This is a genomic window from Variovorax sp. GW822-FHT04A09, assembly GCF_058801005.1.
Map to the genome: position 1 here is coordinate 1,111,558 of NZ_JBXAMV010000002.1, position 15,056 is coordinate 1,126,613.

Annotated in this window: 14 protein-coding genes; 12 read left to right on the plus strand and 2 right to left on the minus strand. The window is 68.3% G+C overall.

Annotated elements, in window-relative coordinates; all coding sequences use genetic code 11:
* Positions 1–99: 99 nt before the first annotated feature.
* From AC1RLW_RS16180 to AC1RLW_RS16215, 8 genes are all read left to right on the plus strand, one after another.
* The gene (locus tag AC1RLW_RS16180; RefSeq protein WP_062474077.1) at positions 100–870 is read left to right on the plus strand and encodes an ABC transporter ATP-binding protein; all 771 of its coding nucleotides are present in this window, start codon (positions 100–102) and stop codon (positions 868–870) included.
* Entirely contained in the window at positions 870–1,577 is a 708-nt protein-coding gene (locus AC1RLW_RS16185; RefSeq protein WP_062474075.1) for an ABC transporter ATP-binding protein, read from the plus strand. Before AC1RLW_RS16180 ends, AC1RLW_RS16185 begins: the two co-directional genes overlap by 1 nt.
* Before the next feature lie 37 nt (positions 1,578–1,614).
* Positions 1,615–2,814, plus strand: a complete 1,200-nt coding sequence (locus AC1RLW_RS16190; protein ID WP_307693421.1) for an ABC transporter substrate-binding protein — start codon at positions 1,615–1,617, stop codon at positions 2,812–2,814.
* Between the two features lie 31 nt (positions 2,815–2,845).
* The gene (locus AC1RLW_RS16195; RefSeq protein WP_062474071.1) at positions 2,846–4,042 is read left to right on the plus strand and encodes an ABC transporter substrate-binding protein; all 1,197 of its coding nucleotides are present in this window, start codon (positions 2,846–2,848) and stop codon (positions 4,040–4,042) included.
* 45 nt (positions 4,043–4,087) lie between these two features.
* Positions 4,088–4,963: a branched-chain amino acid ABC transporter permease gene (locus AC1RLW_RS16200; RefSeq protein WP_062474069.1), complete on the plus strand. Its 876-nt coding sequence runs from the start codon at positions 4,088–4,090 to the stop codon at positions 4,961–4,963.
* Positions 4,964–4,973: 10 nt separating this feature from the next.
* Positions 4,974–5,960: a branched-chain amino acid ABC transporter permease gene (locus tag AC1RLW_RS16205; RefSeq protein WP_174254353.1), complete on the plus strand. Its 987-nt coding sequence runs from the start codon at positions 4,974–4,976 to the stop codon at positions 5,958–5,960.
* Between the two features lie 107 nt (positions 5,961–6,067).
* Positions 6,068–6,517 carry a cupin domain-containing protein gene (locus tag AC1RLW_RS16210; protein ID WP_062474067.1) on the plus strand — a complete coding sequence of 150 codons (450 nt, stop codon included), beginning with the start codon at positions 6,068–6,070 and terminating at the stop codon, positions 6,515–6,517.
* 142 nt (positions 6,518–6,659) lie between these two features.
* Entirely contained in the window at positions 6,660–7,418 is a 759-nt protein-coding gene (locus AC1RLW_RS16215; protein ID WP_493193908.1) for a hypothetical protein, read from the plus strand.
* A 21-nt stretch (positions 7,419–7,439) separates the two neighbouring features.
* On the opposite strand, the gene AC1RLW_RS16220 is transcribed toward AC1RLW_RS16215, so the two are convergent.
* Both AC1RLW_RS16220 and AC1RLW_RS16225 read right to left on the minus strand, forming a co-directional pair.
* Positions 7,440–8,531, minus strand: coding sequence for a lipocalin-like domain-containing protein (locus AC1RLW_RS16220; RefSeq protein WP_493193910.1), 1,092 nt, complete (start codon positions 8,529–8,531; stop codon positions 7,440–7,442).
* A 5-nt stretch (positions 8,532–8,536) separates the two neighbouring features.
* Entirely contained in the window at positions 8,537–9,616 is a 1,080-nt protein-coding gene (locus tag AC1RLW_RS16225; protein WP_070063094.1) for a PLP-dependent cysteine synthase family protein, read from the minus strand.
* A 98-nt stretch (positions 9,617–9,714) separates the two neighbouring features.
* Between AC1RLW_RS16225 and AC1RLW_RS16230 the strand changes: the two genes are divergently transcribed.
* The 4 genes from AC1RLW_RS16230 (at position 9,715) to AC1RLW_RS16245 (ending at position 14,752) form a co-directional block, all read left to right on the plus strand.
* The gene (locus AC1RLW_RS16230; protein ID WP_493193912.1) at positions 9,715–12,222 is read left to right on the plus strand and encodes a penicillin acylase family protein; all 2,508 of its coding nucleotides are present in this window, start codon (positions 9,715–9,717) and stop codon (positions 12,220–12,222) included.
* Positions 12,223–12,445: 223 nt separating this feature from the next.
* Entirely contained in the window at positions 12,446–13,153 is a 708-nt protein-coding gene (locus AC1RLW_RS16235) for an STN domain-containing protein (protein ID WP_157755143.1), read from the plus strand.
* A gap of 3 nt (positions 13,154–13,156) precedes the next feature.
* Positions 13,157–13,684, plus strand: coding sequence for an RNA polymerase sigma factor (locus AC1RLW_RS16240; RefSeq protein ID WP_095746037.1), 528 nt, complete (start codon positions 13,157–13,159; stop codon positions 13,682–13,684).
* 72 nt (positions 13,685–13,756) lie between these two features.
* Positions 13,757–14,752, plus strand: a complete 996-nt coding sequence (locus tag AC1RLW_RS16245; RefSeq protein ID WP_493193914.1) for a FecR family protein — start codon at positions 13,757–13,759, stop codon at positions 14,750–14,752.
* The last annotated feature ends 304 nt before the right edge of the window (positions 14,753–15,056 follow it).

Genomic DNA, 15,056 nt, shown 5'->3' on the forward strand with positions numbered 1-15,056 from the left:
GCATAGCAGCCACCAACAATCGGTCCGCGCTCGATGGTGGCGCATTGAGATGGACCGCATGACCGATTTCTTTTTTCCGCACACGGACGACGCCGCGAGATGAGCGACGTCATTCTTGAAACACGCCAGCTCACCAAGGAATTCAAGGGATTCACCGCGGTCAGCAAGGTCGACCTCTCGGTGAAGCGCGGTTCGATCCACGCGCTCATCGGCCCCAACGGTGCCGGCAAGACGACCTGCTTCAACCTGCTCACCAAATTCCTCGAACCCACGGCCGGCACGATCCTGTTCAACGGCCACGACATCACGGGCGAACGCCCGGCGCAGATCGCGCGGCGCGGCGTGATCCGCTCGTTCCAGATCTCCGCCGTGTTCCCGCACCTCACGCTGCTCGAGAACGTGCGCCTGGGCCTGCAGCGCAAGCTCGGCACCTCGTACCACTTCTGGAAGAGCGAGAAGTCGCTCAAGCCGCTCGATGCGCGCGCCCGCGAGCTGCTCGCCGAGGTGGGCCTCGAAGAACTGGCCGACGAACAGACCGTCAACCTGCCCTACGGCCGCAAGCGTGCGCTCGAGATCGCCACCACGCTGGCCATGGAGCCCGAGCTGATGCTGCTGGACGAACCCACGCAGGGCATGGGCCACGAAGACGTGCACCGCGTGGCCGAGCTCATCAAGCGCGTGTCGGCCGGACGCACCATCCTGATGGTCGAACACAACATGAGCGTGGTCTCGACCATCGCCGACACCATCACGGTGCTGCAGCGCGGCGCCGTGCTGGCCGAAGGCCCGTACGCCGAAGTTTCGAAGAACCCGCAGGTGATGGAAGCCTACATGGGCACCACCGACGGCGAAATGCAGGGGGCTCACTGATGACCGCTGCACTCGAAATCAAGGGCCTGCAGGCCTGGTACGGCGAATCGCACGTGCTGCACGGCGTCGACATGGTCGTGCAGCCGGGCGAAGTCGTCACGCTGCTGGGCCGCAATGGCGCGGGCCGCACGACGACCATGCGCGCCGTGATGGGGCTCACCGGCGCCCGCAAGGGCAGCATCAAGGTCAACGGCGTCGAGACCGTCTCGATGGCGACGCACCGCATCGCGCACCTGGGCATCGGCTACTGTCCCGAAGAGCGCGGCATCTTCGCCAGCCTCTCGTGCGAAGAAAACCTGATGCTGCCGCCCGAACTGAAGGGCGCGGGGCAGGGCATGTCGGTCGACGAGATCTACGCCATGTTCCCCAACCTCGCCGAGCGCCGCCACAGCCAGGGCACGCGCCTGTCGGGCGGCGAGCAGCAGATGCTGGCCGTGGCGCGCATCCTGCGCACCGGCGCCAAGCTGCTGCTGCTCGACGAAATCTCCGAAGGCCTGGCGCCCGTCATCGTGCAGGCGCTGGCCCGCATGATCACCACGCTGCGCGCCAAGGGCTACACCATCGTCATGGTCGAGCAGAACTTCCGCTTCGCCGCGCCGCTGGCCGACCGTTTCTACGTGATGGAGCACGGCCGCATCGTCGAGAAGTTCGGCGCCGCCGAGCTCGAAGCCAAGATGCCCGTGCTGACCGAGTTGCTCGGCGTCTGAGTTCTTTCACCCCTTCTTGCTACTGCTGGAGACACCCATGAAAAATCGGCTCACCGCTTTCGCCCTGGCTTTCAGCGCACTGGCGCTCGCAGCGTCCGCCCAGGCGCAAGGCCAGGACAAGGTCAAGATCGGCTTCATCACCGACATGTCCAGCCTGTACGCCGACCTCGAAGGCAAGAACGGCGCGCTGGCGATCCAGATGGCCATCGACGACTTCGGCGGCAAGGCGGCCGGCAAGCCGGTCGAGCTGCTCACCGTCGACCACCAGAACAAGCCCGACATCGCCGCCTCGAAGGCGCGCGAGTGGATCGACACGCAAGGCCTGAGCATGGTCTTCGGCGGCACCAACTCGGGCGTGGGCCTGGCGCTGGCCAAGGTCGCGGCCGAGAAGAAGCGCGTGTATTTCAACAACGGCGCGGCCTCCTCGGCGCTCACCAACGAACAGTGCTCGCCCTACACCGTGCACTACGCCTACGACACCGTCGCGCTCGCCAAGGGCACCGGCGCCGCGGTGGTCGACGGCGGCGGCAAGACCTGGTTCTTCCTGACGGCCGACTACGCCTTCGGCCACGCGCTCGAAGCCGACACCTCCACCGTCGTGAAGGCCAAGGGCGGCACGATCGTCGGCGCGGTGCGCCATCCGCTCAACGCGTCCGACTTCTCGTCGTTCCTGCTGCAGGCGCAGAACTCCAAGGCGCAGATCCTGGGCCTGGCCAACGCAGGCGGCGACACCGTCAACAGCATCAAGGCCGCCAAGGAATTCGGCATCGGCAAGTCGATGAAGCTGGCCGGCCTGCTGATCTTCCTGAGCGACGTGCACAGCCTGGGCCTGAAGAACACCGAAGGCCTGCAGTTCACCACCAGCTGGTACTGGGACCTGAACGACGAGACCCGCAAGTTCGCCAAGCGCTTCTTCGACAAGACCAAGCGCATGCCCACCGAAATCCAGGCCGCCGACTACTCGGCCACCATGACCTACCTCAAGGCCGTGGACGCCGCCAAGACCGACGATGCCGACAAGGTCATGGCCGAGCTCAAGAAGATGAAGCTCAACGACTTCTTCGGCACCGGCCAGATCCGCCCCGACGGCCGCTACGTGCACGACATGTACCTGATGCAGGTCAAGTCGCCCGCCGAATCGAAGACGCCGTGGGACTACTACAAGCTCGTGAAGAAGCTGCCCGGCGACACGGTGTTCACCACCAAGGCCGAGTCCAAGTGCACGCTCTGGAAGTGACACCACCGAACACCCCACAGGAACAACATCCATGAAGACCACCACATTCGCTCTCTCCGCCGTTTTCGCCGCCGCCGCGCTGGCCGCCGGTGCCGCCCAGGCACAGGACAAGGTCAAGATCGGCTTCGTCACCGACATGTCGAGCCTGTACGCCGACGTCGAAGGCAAGAACGGCGCGCTGGCGATCCAGATGGCCATCGACGACTTCGGCGGCAAGGTCAACGGCATGCCCATCGAGCTGCTCACGGCCGACCACCAGAACAAGGCCGACATCGCCGCCTCCAAGGCGCGCGAGTGGATCGACACGCAGGGCCTGACCATGCTGTTCGGCGGCACCAGCTCCGGCACGGCCCTGGCCATGGCCAAGGTGGCGCAGGAGAAGAAGCGCGTCTTCGTCGTGAACGGCGCCGGCAGCTCGGCGCTCACCAACGAACAGTGCTCGCCCTACACCGTGCACTACGCCTACGACACCGTCGCGCTCGCCAAGGGCACCGGCGCGGCCGTCATCGGCCGTGGCGACAAGAGCTGGTACTTCCTGACCGCCGACTACGCCTTCGGCCAGGCCCTCGAAGCCGACGCGACCAAGGTCGTGAAGGAAAAGGGCGGCACCGTGCTGGGCTCGGTGAAGGCGCCGCTCAACACCTCCGACTTCTCGTCCTTCCTGCTGCAGGCGCAGAACTCCAAGGCGCAGGTGCTGGCGCTGGCCAACGCGGGCGGCGACACCATCAACAGCATCAAGGCCGCGAAAGAGTTCGGCATCACCAAGAGCATGAAGATGGTGGGCCTGCTGGTGTTCGTGACCGACGTGCACAGCCTGGGCCTGAAGAACACCGAAGGCCTGCTGCTCACCACCAGCTGGGACTGGAACCTCGACGACAAGACGCGCGCCTTCGGCAAGCGCTTCTTCGAGAAGACCAAGCGCATGCCCACCGACATCCAGGCCGCCGACTACTCGGCCACCATGACCTACCTGAAGGCCGTGCAGGCCGCCAAGACGGTCGATGCCGACAAGGTCATGGCCACGCTCAAGTCCACGCCCATCGACGACTTCTACGCCAAGGGCAGCATCCGCGCCGACGGCCGCTTCGTGCACGACATGTACCTGGTGCAGGTCAAGTCGCCGGCCGAATCCAAGCAGCCGTGGGACTACTACAAGGTGGTCCAGAAGCTCAAGGGCGAAGAAGTCTTCACGACCAAGGCCGAAAGCCGCTGCGCCCTCTGGAAGTGACCTCCCGCGGGCGCCCCTGCGGCGCCCGGGTTCGTTGAAACGCTTATGAACATTTCCCTTCCCGCCTTGTTGAGCCAGCTCCTTCTGGGGCTGGTCAACGGCTCGTTCTACGCCATCCTGAGTCTCGGGCTGGCGGTGATCTTCGGTTTGCTCAACGTCATCAACTTCGCGCACGGCGCGCTGTTCATGCTCGGGGCCGTCCTCACCTGGATGGCGATGGAGTACCTGGGCGTCAACTACTGGGTGATGCTGATCGCCGCGCCGGTCCTCATCGGCCTGTTCGGCGTGGTCATCGAACGGCTGTTGCTGCGCTGGATCTACAAGCTCGACCACCTCTACGGCCTGCTGCTCACGCTGGGCCTCACGTTGCTGATCGAAGGCGTGTTCCGCTCGGTCTACGGCGTGTCGGGGCTGCCCTACGATGCGCCCGAGCTGCTGTCCAGCGCCACCGACCTGGGCTTCATGGTGCTGCCCAACTACCGTGCCTGGGTGGTCGTGGCCTCGCTGGTGATCTGCTTTGCGACCTGGTACGTGATCGAGAAGACGCGCCTGGGCGCCTACCTGCGCGCCGGCACCGAGAACCCGCGCCTGGTCGAAGCCTTCGGCGTCAACGTGCCGTTGATGATCACGCTGACCTACGCCTTCGGCTGTGCGCTCGCCGCCTTCGCCGGCGTGCTGGCCGCGCCGGTGATGCAGGTGTCGCCGCTGATGGGGCAGAACCTCATCATCGTGGTGTTCGCTGTGGTCGTGATCGGCGGCATGGGCTCCATCATGGGCGCCATCCTCACGGGCCTGGGCCTGGGCGTGATCGAGGGGCTCACGAAGGTTTTCTATCCCGAGGCTTCTTCGACGGTTGTGTTCGTGATCATGGTCATCGTGCTGCTCATCCGCCCCGCCGGCCTGTTCGGCAAAGAGAAATAAGGCGAGCGGCATGAACATGAAAAAAATCTCCACCGTCGTCTACGCGTTGCTGCTGGTCGCCCTGGTGCTCGCGCCGTTCTTCGGCGCCTACCCGGTGTTCGTGATGAAGCTCATGTGCTTCGCGCTGTTCGCCGCGGCCTTCAACCTGCTGCTGGGCTACACCGGCCTGCTGTCCTTCGGCCACGCGGCCTTCCTGGGCGGCTCCGCGTACGTGGCGGGCCATGCGATCAAGGTCTGGGGCCTCACGCCCGAGCTGGGCCTGATCGCGGGCACGCTCACCGGCGCGCTGCTGGGCTGGCTGTTCGGCGTGCTGGCCATCCGCCGCCAGGGCATCTACTTCGCGATGATCACGCTGGCGCTCGCGCAGATGATGTTCTTCGTCGCACTGCAGGCCAAGTTCACGGGCGGCGAAGACGGCCTGCAGGGCGTGCCGCGCGGCAAGCTCTTCGGCATCGTCGACCTGTCGAACGACCTCACCATGTACTACGTGGCGCTGGTGATCGTGGTCGCGGCCTTCCTGCTGATCGTGCGCACCATCCACTCGCCGTTCGGGCAGGTGCTCAAGGGCATCAAGGAAAACGAGCCGCGCGCGCTCTCGCTGGGCTACGACGTGAGCCGCTTCAAGCTGCTGGCCTTCGTGATCTCGGCCGCGCTGTCGGGCCTGGCCGGCTCGCTCAAGACGCTGGTGCTGGGCTTTGCCACGCTGTCCGACGTGCACTGGACCGCTTCGGGCCAGGTCATCCTGATGACGCTGGTGGGCGGCCTGGGCACGCTGTCGGGTCCCATCGTGGGTTCGGCGGTGGTCGTGCTGCTCGAGAACAAGATCGGCGAACTCGGCAACTTCCTGGCGCGCATCACGACCGTCGACTGGTTCAACACGCTGGGCGAGTCGGTCACCATGGTCACGGGCCTGATCTTCGTGATCTGCGTGCTGGCCTTCCGCAAGGGCATCATGGGCGAGATCATCGCCTTCATCGAGCGCCGCCGCGCGAAGTAGCGATGCAGGCGGCGCGGCGGCGGGGTGGTTACCCTCCCTGCGGCGCCACCGCTTGTGCCCCCTGTGGCCGGGGCGCAGAATCCGGCTCCCACTTCGAGGAGCCGGCCATGGCCCTTCTTCCGTACTTTGTCCTCACACCCGAGCGGCGCGAAACGCCCTTGAACGTGCTCGGCACGCAGGTGACGGTGCTGGCGTCGAATGCCTCGACGCAAAGCTACGGCGTCACCTTCCAGCGCGGCGACGAAGGCACGGGCCCGCCACCGCACAGTCACGACTGGGACGAGTCGTTCTACGTGCTCGGCGGCGAGGTCGAATTCCTCTGCGACGGCCAGGCGCATCGGTGCCAGCCCGGCACGCTGGTGCACGTGCCGCGCGGCACGGTGCATGGCTTTCACTACGGCAAGGGCGGCGGGCAGATGCTCGAGATCACGGGGCAGGATGCGATGGCCGCGCAGATGTTCACCGCCATCGACCGCGAGATTCCGGTCGGGCCGGCGCCCGACATTCCGAAGCTGCTGGCGGTGCTGGCGCGCAATGGGGTGACGGTCTCGGCGTGAGTCGCGGCCCTCATCGGCATTGACAATGCCGACGCTGTCCAAAACCACCGGTTCCCGTGGCGACGCCGCATGCAGCGCTCGGCACAATCATCCGCACCCGGCCGCACAGGCCTACACCGACAAGAAGATGGAGGAGACCCCCATGCGCAGACGGCTGCTCGCACTTTTCGTGGCGCTCGCGCTGACAGGGTGCATGACCCCGCCGCCGCTGCCGCCGAACGGCGGCCAGCTCGCGAAGGGCGCGAAGGTCGGCCTGCTGGTGCGCATCCCCACCGCCTCTGCGGAACACATGCACGTGGGCACGACCGTCTTCAACAACTTCTCGACCACGTACCCGTTCCCCTGGAACCCCACGGCCAAGGTCTACGAGGCCTTCACGTCGGAGCTCGAAAAGGCCGGCTTCCAGGTGGTGCGCCTGACGAGCTTTGCCACGACCTCCGTCAACGCGCTGGCCGTCTTCAAGCACGATCGATGGATCGCGAATCCTGCGCAGGCGTGGGCGACACGCAAGCTGAAGGACGACCAGATTGCCGCGGTGGTCCTCGTCGAGGCGACGCGAACGCAGGCGCGCCTGGAGTGCACCGGCGGGCCCTGTGGCGAGAGCGTCATGCAGAACTCGGGCCTCTTCACGCGCAGCATGCTGGGGTCGACGCGGTACTACGCGGTGCCCGCGATCGAAGCCAAGGTCTTCGTCATGGACCCGCCGCTGAACCTCGCGGCCTACGAGCCGATGCTCGCCCAGCAGCGGCAACGGGTGCGGCAGCTCAAGGATTTCCAGGAGCCGCGCGACCTCAAGCGGTTGAGCACCGCCGAGTTCGCGCCCGTCGCTTCGGCGATCGACGACCACGTCCGCGCGCTGTCGCGCAACACGGTGCAGGCGCTGAGCCAGGGCGTGAAGTAGCCCATCGCGCTGTGCTTCGGCTCACAGCCGCAGCGGCGCCGCGTACCCCGTCATCTCGAGGTAACCGCGCCCCACGCGCCGGCCTTGTTGCGCATCGCGCAGCTCGCTCAACCCTTCCCAGTACACGCCGCCCGTGGAGCCGCGGCTGTCCAGTTCCTGGTCGTCGAGCAGGGCCTGCACCTCGAAGCGGCCCGCGGGCGTGTCGATGCGCCAGTGTGTCGGGTAGCTCGCGCGCGTGCGCGGGCTGGTCCAGCTGCGCAGCGCCTCGAAGCGCACCTCGCCGGGTTGGAAGATGCGCGCCGCGCCGCCGCGCGGGCGGAACGAGCCGCCCGACCACAGCGCGCTGCCGTCGCGGCGGCGCAGGTGGAAGGCGGTGAGCGCGCTGCCGTCGTCGAGGTTCATGCCGATCCAGTCCCAGCCCACGGCCTCGGGGTGCATCAGCGCCTCGCTCCATTCGTGGTCGAGCCAGGCGGTGCCGGCGATCTCGAACGGGGCCTGGCCTTGCAAGGTGAGGCGGCCCTGTGCCTGCAGCTGCGGCTCGCTGTAGTAGTAGCTCGCCTGCTCGGGCTCGGGGCCTTTGCGCGACAGGCCTTCGCGGCCCTGCAGCAGCACGGGCTGCGACGGCGCGAAGCGCAGGTCGAGCGTGAACTCGCCGGCGGGGATGCGCGCGGTGTAGGCGCCGCTGCCGGCGTCGCGCACCAGCGACCAGTCGCGCAGCCGCACGTCGGTGTCGGTCTCGCTGGCCGAGGCCACGTCGAAGCCCGCGCGTGCGATGCGCTGGTCGTGCCGCAGCACGCGGCCTTCGAGGTCGGTGACGGCGGCGTGCGCGAACACCAGCTGCTTGGCGGCGAAGGCCGAGCGCATGGCCTGCGTGGCATCGACGCGCGAGCGGAAGAAGGTCACCTGGAAACCGAACGCGCGCCCCGTGGCGGTCTGGCCGTGGCCGGTGATGTACCACCACTCGGTGCGCAACTCGGGGTGGCTGCCGAAGTCGCGTGGAAACTGCAGCGCCTTCGCGGGCAGGGCCCAGGCGGCATGCGGCGCGCCCGAGGCGGCCAGCGCGGCCAGCAGCAACAGCTGCCGCCGCGCGATGAGGCCACGGGGCGGGCGCATGGCCATCAACCCGCCACCAGCGCGTCGATGCGTTGCTGCGCGGGCGCGATGTCGCCGAAGGCGTTGCGCACCCAGTCGGCGTCGTGGTAGCTCGGCAGGTAGCGTTCGCCCGCGTCGCACAGCAGCGAAAGGATCGAGCCCTGCTGGCCGGCCGCGCGCATCTCGTGCGCCACGGCCAGCATGCCGACGAAGTTGGTGCCGGTCGACGGGCCGACCTTGCGCCCCAGCAGCGCCGACAGCGCATGCATGGCGGCCACCGAATCGAGGTTGGGCACTTCGAGCATGCGGTCGACCAGGGTGCGCACGAAGCTGGGCTCCACGCGCGGGCGGCCGATGCCTTCGATGCGCGAGCCGGGCGCCGTGAGCGTGGCGTCGCCGCTGCGGTGGTAGGCCGAGAACACCGAGCCTTCGGGGTCGGCCACGCACACTTGCGTGTCGTGGCAGCGAAAGCGCAGGTAGCGCCCGATGGTGGCGCTGGTGCCGCCGGTGCCGGCGCCCACCACGATCCACGCGGGCACCGGATGCCGCTCGCGCGCCATCTGCTGGAACATGCTCTCGGCGATGTTGTTGTTGCCGCGCCAGTCGGTCGCGCGCTCGGCGTAGGTGAACTGGTCCATGTAGTGGCCGCCGGTGCGCTCGGCCAGCGCGCGGGCCTCGTCGTACACCTGCGCGGCATGGTCGACGAAGTGGCAGCTCGCGCCGTAGAAGGCGATCTGCGCGACCTTCTCGGGCGAGGTGCTGCGCGGCATCACGGCGATGAAGGGCAGGCCCAGCAGCCGCGCGAAGTAGGCCTCGCTCACGGCGGTGGAGCCGCTGGAGGCCTCGACGATGGTCGTGCCTTCGCGCACCCAGCCGTTGCACAGCGCATACAGGAACAGCGAGCGCGCGAGCCGGTGCTTGAGGCTGCCGGTGGGGTGCGTCGATTCGTCCTTCAGGTACAGGTCGATGCCGTGCGCGGCCAGCGCGGGCAGCGGCAGCGGAATGAGGTGCGTGTCGGCGCTGCGCTGGTAGTCGGCTTCGATGCGGCGGATCGCGCCGGCGAGCCAGCTGTCGCAGGAGGAGGTTGAAGGGGTGGTGGGCTGCATAGCGCGCCAGTCTACAAGTCATGCCTTGTAACCCGTCGGGTGACAGAAATCGGGATACTGCCCGCTGCCAATCCACAACAAGACCGGAGACGAACTGCATGAAGAGAATGAACCATCGGCTTTCCCTGGGCGCCGTGTCGCTGGCGGTCCTCGCCCTCGCAGGGTGTGCGTCCAACGCCCCGGGCGTGAACACGCCCACGCGCCCCTCCTCATCCTTCGCGGTGCCTGGTCTGGAGAAGCCTGCCGAAGTGCTGGTCGACCGCTGGGGCGTGCCGCACCTGTACGCCGGCACGCTCTACGACGCCTTCGTGGCGCAGGGCTTCATCGCCGCGCGCGACCGGCTCTGGCAGATGGACCTGTGGCGCAAGCGCGGCCTGGGCGAGATGGCGAAGGACTTCGGCCCCGCCTGGGTCGAGAGCGACCGCGCCGCGCGCGCCGTGCTCTACCGCGGCGACATGTACCGCGAATGGCTGGCTTACGGCTCCGACGCCAAGCGCGTGGCCGAGGCCTTCACGGCCGGCGTCAACGCCTACGTGGCGCAGGTGCGCGCGCAGCCCGCGCTGCTGCCGACCGAGTTCGCGCTGCTGGGCTACCAGCCGTCCACCTGGTCGCCTGAAGACGTGGTGCGCATCCGGCACCACGGGCTCACGCTCAACTTCACGTCGGAGGTCGACCGCGCACGCGCCTTCTGCGCCGGCGCGCCGGGCGCCAAGGCCGACTGGCTGCGCCGCGAGCTCGATCCGCCGGTCACGCCGAAGGTGCCCGAGGGCTTCGATCCCTGCAGCCTTCCGGTGGCGGAGCTGCGCGCGGCCTACCTGCGGGCGACCGATGCGCCGCGCTTCACCAAGGAGAACACGCGCGTGGGCATGAACGCGGGCGCGTCTTCCGCGCCGGTCGCGCTGCTGCCCGGCAGCGCCGAGGCGATCGCCGCGAAGGCCGAGCAGGACGAGGCGGCGCAGGGTGATCCCACGGCCGCCTACGGCAGCAACAACTGGGTCATCGCGCCGAAGCTCACGTCCACGGGCCGGCCTATCCTGGCCAACGACCCGCACCGCGCGCACGGCGCGCCGAGCCTGCGCTACATGACGCACCTGAGCGCGCCCGGCATGGACGCGATCGGCGCGGGCGAGCCCTTCCTGCCGGGCCTGTCGATCGGCCACAACGGCACCATCGCCTTCGGCCTCACGCGCTTCTACATGGACCAGGAAGACCTGTACGTGTACGAACTGAACCCGGCCAACCCCGAGGAGTACCGCTACCAGGGCCGCTGGGAGCCGATGACGCGCGTCACCGAGCGCATCGCGGTGAAGGGCGAGGCCGCGCCGCGCGAGGTGGTCAACACCTTCACGCGCCACGGCCCCGTGCTGGTCGCGGAGCCCGGCAAGCGTCGCGCCTTCGCCTTGCGCGCCGCCTGGCTGGAGCCCGGCATGGCGCCGTACTTCGGTTCGATGGACTACATGCGCGCGCGCAACTGGGACCAGTTCCGCGCGGCCATGAACCGCTGGGGCGCGCCGGGCGAAAACCAGGTGTATGCCGACAGCAGCGGCAACGTCGGCTGGATTCCGGGCGGCCTCACGCCGATCCGCCCGAACTGGGACGGCCTCCTGCCCGTGCCGGGCGACGGCCGCTATGAATGGTCGGGCTTTCGCAACGGCGACGAGCTGCCCTCGGAGTTCAACCCCGCGCGCGGCTACGTGGTCACGGCCAACGAGAACAACATCCCGCCCGACCATCCCGCCGCGAAGAAGGGCGTGGGCTACGAGTGGAGCGATGCGGCCCGCGCGCGCCGGCTCAAGGAACTGTTCGCGGCCAAGGTGGCGGCGGGTTCGCGCTTCACCATCGAAGATTCGGAGCGCATGCAGAACGACATCGTCGCGACACCGGCGCAGCGCGTGCTGAAGCTCCTGCCCGGCCAGCGCAGCGACGACGCCCAGACCGCGGCGGCGCTGCGCCTGCTGCAGGGCTGGAACGGCGCCATGGACCGCGACAGCGCGGCCGCCGCGCTGTACGAGGTGTGGAGCAGCAAGTTCCTGCGCCAGGCCGTGCTCAAGGCCGGGGCGGGCGATGCCGGCGCCGCGCTGGCCGCGCCCGGTGACAACACGCGCATGGTGCTGCTGCTGGAGAACCCGTCCGGTTGGGTGAGCAACGCGCAGCGCGATGCCTTGCTGCTGACGACCTTGCCCGCCGCCATGCAGGAGCTGTCCGCCAAGCTCGGGCCCGACCCGGCGGCGTGGAAGTGGGGCGCCTTGCACCGCGCGGAGTTCCGGCATCCGCTGGGCGGCGTGGTCGATGCGGCCACGCGCAAGAAGCTCGAGGTGGGCGACTGGCCGATGTCCGGCTCGTCGTTCACGCCGATGGCGGCCACCTACCGCGCGAACGACTACAAGCTGACCTCGGGCGCGTCGTTTCGCATGGTGCTCGACGTGGGCAACTGGGACGCCTCGCGCGTCATCAACACGCCGGGCCAGTCGGGCAACCCCGACAGCCCGAACTACCGCGACCTGGCGCCGCTGTGGCTCGAAGGCAAGTACGTGCCGCTGGTCTACAGCCGAGGGGCGGTCGAGAAGGAAACGGTGGAACGGATCCAGCTGACGCCGGGGCGCTAACAGGACCGGCAACGCAAGAGGGCGCCGCCCGCGCCCCGCGGCGGCGCGCCCGGCCATGCCGCTCGTCACGAGGTCGTCATTCGCCGATGTGATGCTTGCAGGAGTCGAAATACTGCCCACAAGCTTGCTGACACGATCCACTTCTTCCTTGTTGACTTCAGCGCATGGTGGTCGTGGGCGAGTGGTTGGACGGGGCTTGGGCCGGGGCAGGGACGACAGGTTCGTGCGAGCCTTCGTCTCCGGCCTGACGTGCACCGTGGTGTGCGTCTGCATCGCCTGGGGATCGACAGCGAAGGCCGTGGCCGCAGGCACCGACGTGCAGTCGGCAGATGCCGCCACCCGCGCGTCGTCCGAATCGCAGATGCTGGACTTCGATCTGCCGGCGCAGCCCTTGGCGGCTGCCCTGGCGCAGTACGCCGCGGTGTCGGGGCGATCGGTGATGTTCATCGACGAGTGGGTGGCGGGGCGAACGTCCGCCCCGGTGCGCGGGCGCCATGCGCCGCATGCCGCCTTGCGGGCCTTGCTGGCCGGCACGGGTTTCACTGCGGATGACGTGGACACGCAGCTTTCCGGTGCCTTCATATTGAAGCGCGTTGCAGCGGCGCCCGGGGTGGCGTCGACTGGTGGCTCGCAACGCGGGTACGACGCCCTGGTCCAGGCCCGTGTCTGGGACGCGCTGTGCGCCGATCTTCGTACGGCCCCCGGCCACTACCGCGCGATCCTGCAACTGCAGGTGAGCGCGTCGGGCCGCATTAGCCAGGCCCGCCTGGTGTCGTCTTCGGGAGACCCTGCGCGGGACGCCGCCATGCTCGCGGCATTGGCCCCTCTGAAGATGGACCATCCTCCGCCGGTGGACCTGGCGCTGCCGCTCACGCTGGCCATCCTGCCGCACGACGTGTTGCCCGGGCCCCGCTGTGCCACGGTGCACTGACGCATGACGGAGAACGTCATCCCGCTGCTGCGCAGCTTCCTGGTGCAACGCTACGAGCAGCTCAAGCAACGCCTGGCGGTGCGGCTGGGGAATCGCGAACTGGCGGAAGACGCCTTGCACGAAACCTGGCTGAAGCTGGAGCGCAGCCAGCCCATGGCGGGCCCCATTGCCACACCCCAGGCGTACCTGCTGCGCATGGCGGTCAACCTGGCCATCGACGTCCGGCGTGCGCAGAGCCAGGTCTTGCTGTCCGACGACATCGAGCTGCTGATGAACGAGCTGCCGGACCCGGCGCCCGGCCCCGCCGAGGTCGCCGAAGCCCGTTCGCAGCTGGAGGCGCTGGACGGCCTGCTGTCGCGCCTGCCGCCGCGCCGCCGCGAAATCCTGCTGCTGGTTCGCCTGGAGGGCTGGTCCCAGCGGGACGTGGCCACGCGGCTTGGCATTCCTGTGCGGACCGTCGAGTACGAACTGAAGGCCGCGCAGGATCTTCTGTTCTCGCGGCTGGAGCCGCGCCCTGGCAGGTCTTCATGACGGCACGAAGAAATAGTTTGCGGATTGCGGTGTCGGCAACCGTCTATCAAGTACGGGGCCCCTGAAACCGACATGACGACGCACCCTTCACCACCGACGCTTCCCGAGACGCTGCGGGAAGACGCGCGCGCCTGGGTGCGCAAGCTGCATTCGGGCGCGGCCACACAGTGGGAGGCCCAGGCGTTCCGGCGCTGGCGCGACGCGAGTCCCTTGCATCAGGCGGCGTTCATCGAGGCCCGGCAGCAGTGGCGCGTGCTTCAACCCGCGCTGAACAGGCTGGTGCGCACCGACGCCGAAGCGGCGAGCCTTCACCGCGAGACCCTTCGCAAGCCCGCGGCGAGCCGTCGGGCCTTCCTGGGCGTGGCCGGCGCAGCCGCCGCGGCGGGTGTTGCGGGGGTGGCGGTCTATTCGCCCCTGGGGTTGTGGCCCGCGGCCAACGAGTGGAATGCGGACTGGCGCACGGCCGCCGGCGAGCAGCGTGCCATCGCGTGGTCCGACCAGATCGACGTGACCTTGAACACCCGCACCAGCATCCGCCGGGTGGCCCCGGAGGACGACCAGGCCGAGGGGCTGGAGTTGCTGAACGGCGAAGCGGCGATCGAGATGCTGCCCAGTGCGCGCACCTTCAGCGTCGTGGCCGGCGCCGGCCGCAGCATTGGCGAGTCGGCGCGCTTCGAGATCAGCCGCCTGGAAGGGCGTGTGTGCGTGACCTGCCTGGCGGGGCGCGTGCGCATCGAGCACCCGGCCGGCGACCGTGTGCTGCTGGCACGCCAGCAAGCGGTCTACCGCGATCACTCGATCAGCGGCATCGCCGCCGCAGACCCCGAGGTGGCTTCTGCCTGGCGGCGCGGTGAACTCGTGTTCAAGCAGGCGCCCTTGTCGGTGGTGCTGGACGAGATCAACCGCTACCGTCCCGGGCGTGTGGTCCTGATGGTGGATGCGCTGCGGGGGAAAACGGTCACCGCGACCTTCAGGCTCGACCGCCTCGATCTGGCCTTGCTCCAGATGCAGCGTTCCTTCGGTTTGAACGCCCGGTCGCTCCCCGCCGGCGTGCTGGTCCTGAGCTAGAAGTGGACCTCGGGGTTGGGTGGCGACCCTGTCTCGATGTCGCGGCTTCCCATGGTTGGCGTGCGCAGCCACTGTGAAGCTTTCGTGACTTTGCCGAGGTGCAGTGCGTCCCCGCCGTTGATCTGCAAGGACTTTCCGGACCGAGGCCGCAGCAGCGCGCGCGCGCCCACAACGAACCCAAAAATATTCTTCTGGAATTCGACGTTTCCGTCCCGTCAAGAAACTGACGGCTCCTGTCGCGTTGGCTTTCGATCGCCATCGCAGGGGCTTCTTGAATGGGGTTGGCCTGCGCGACGCGCGCAGC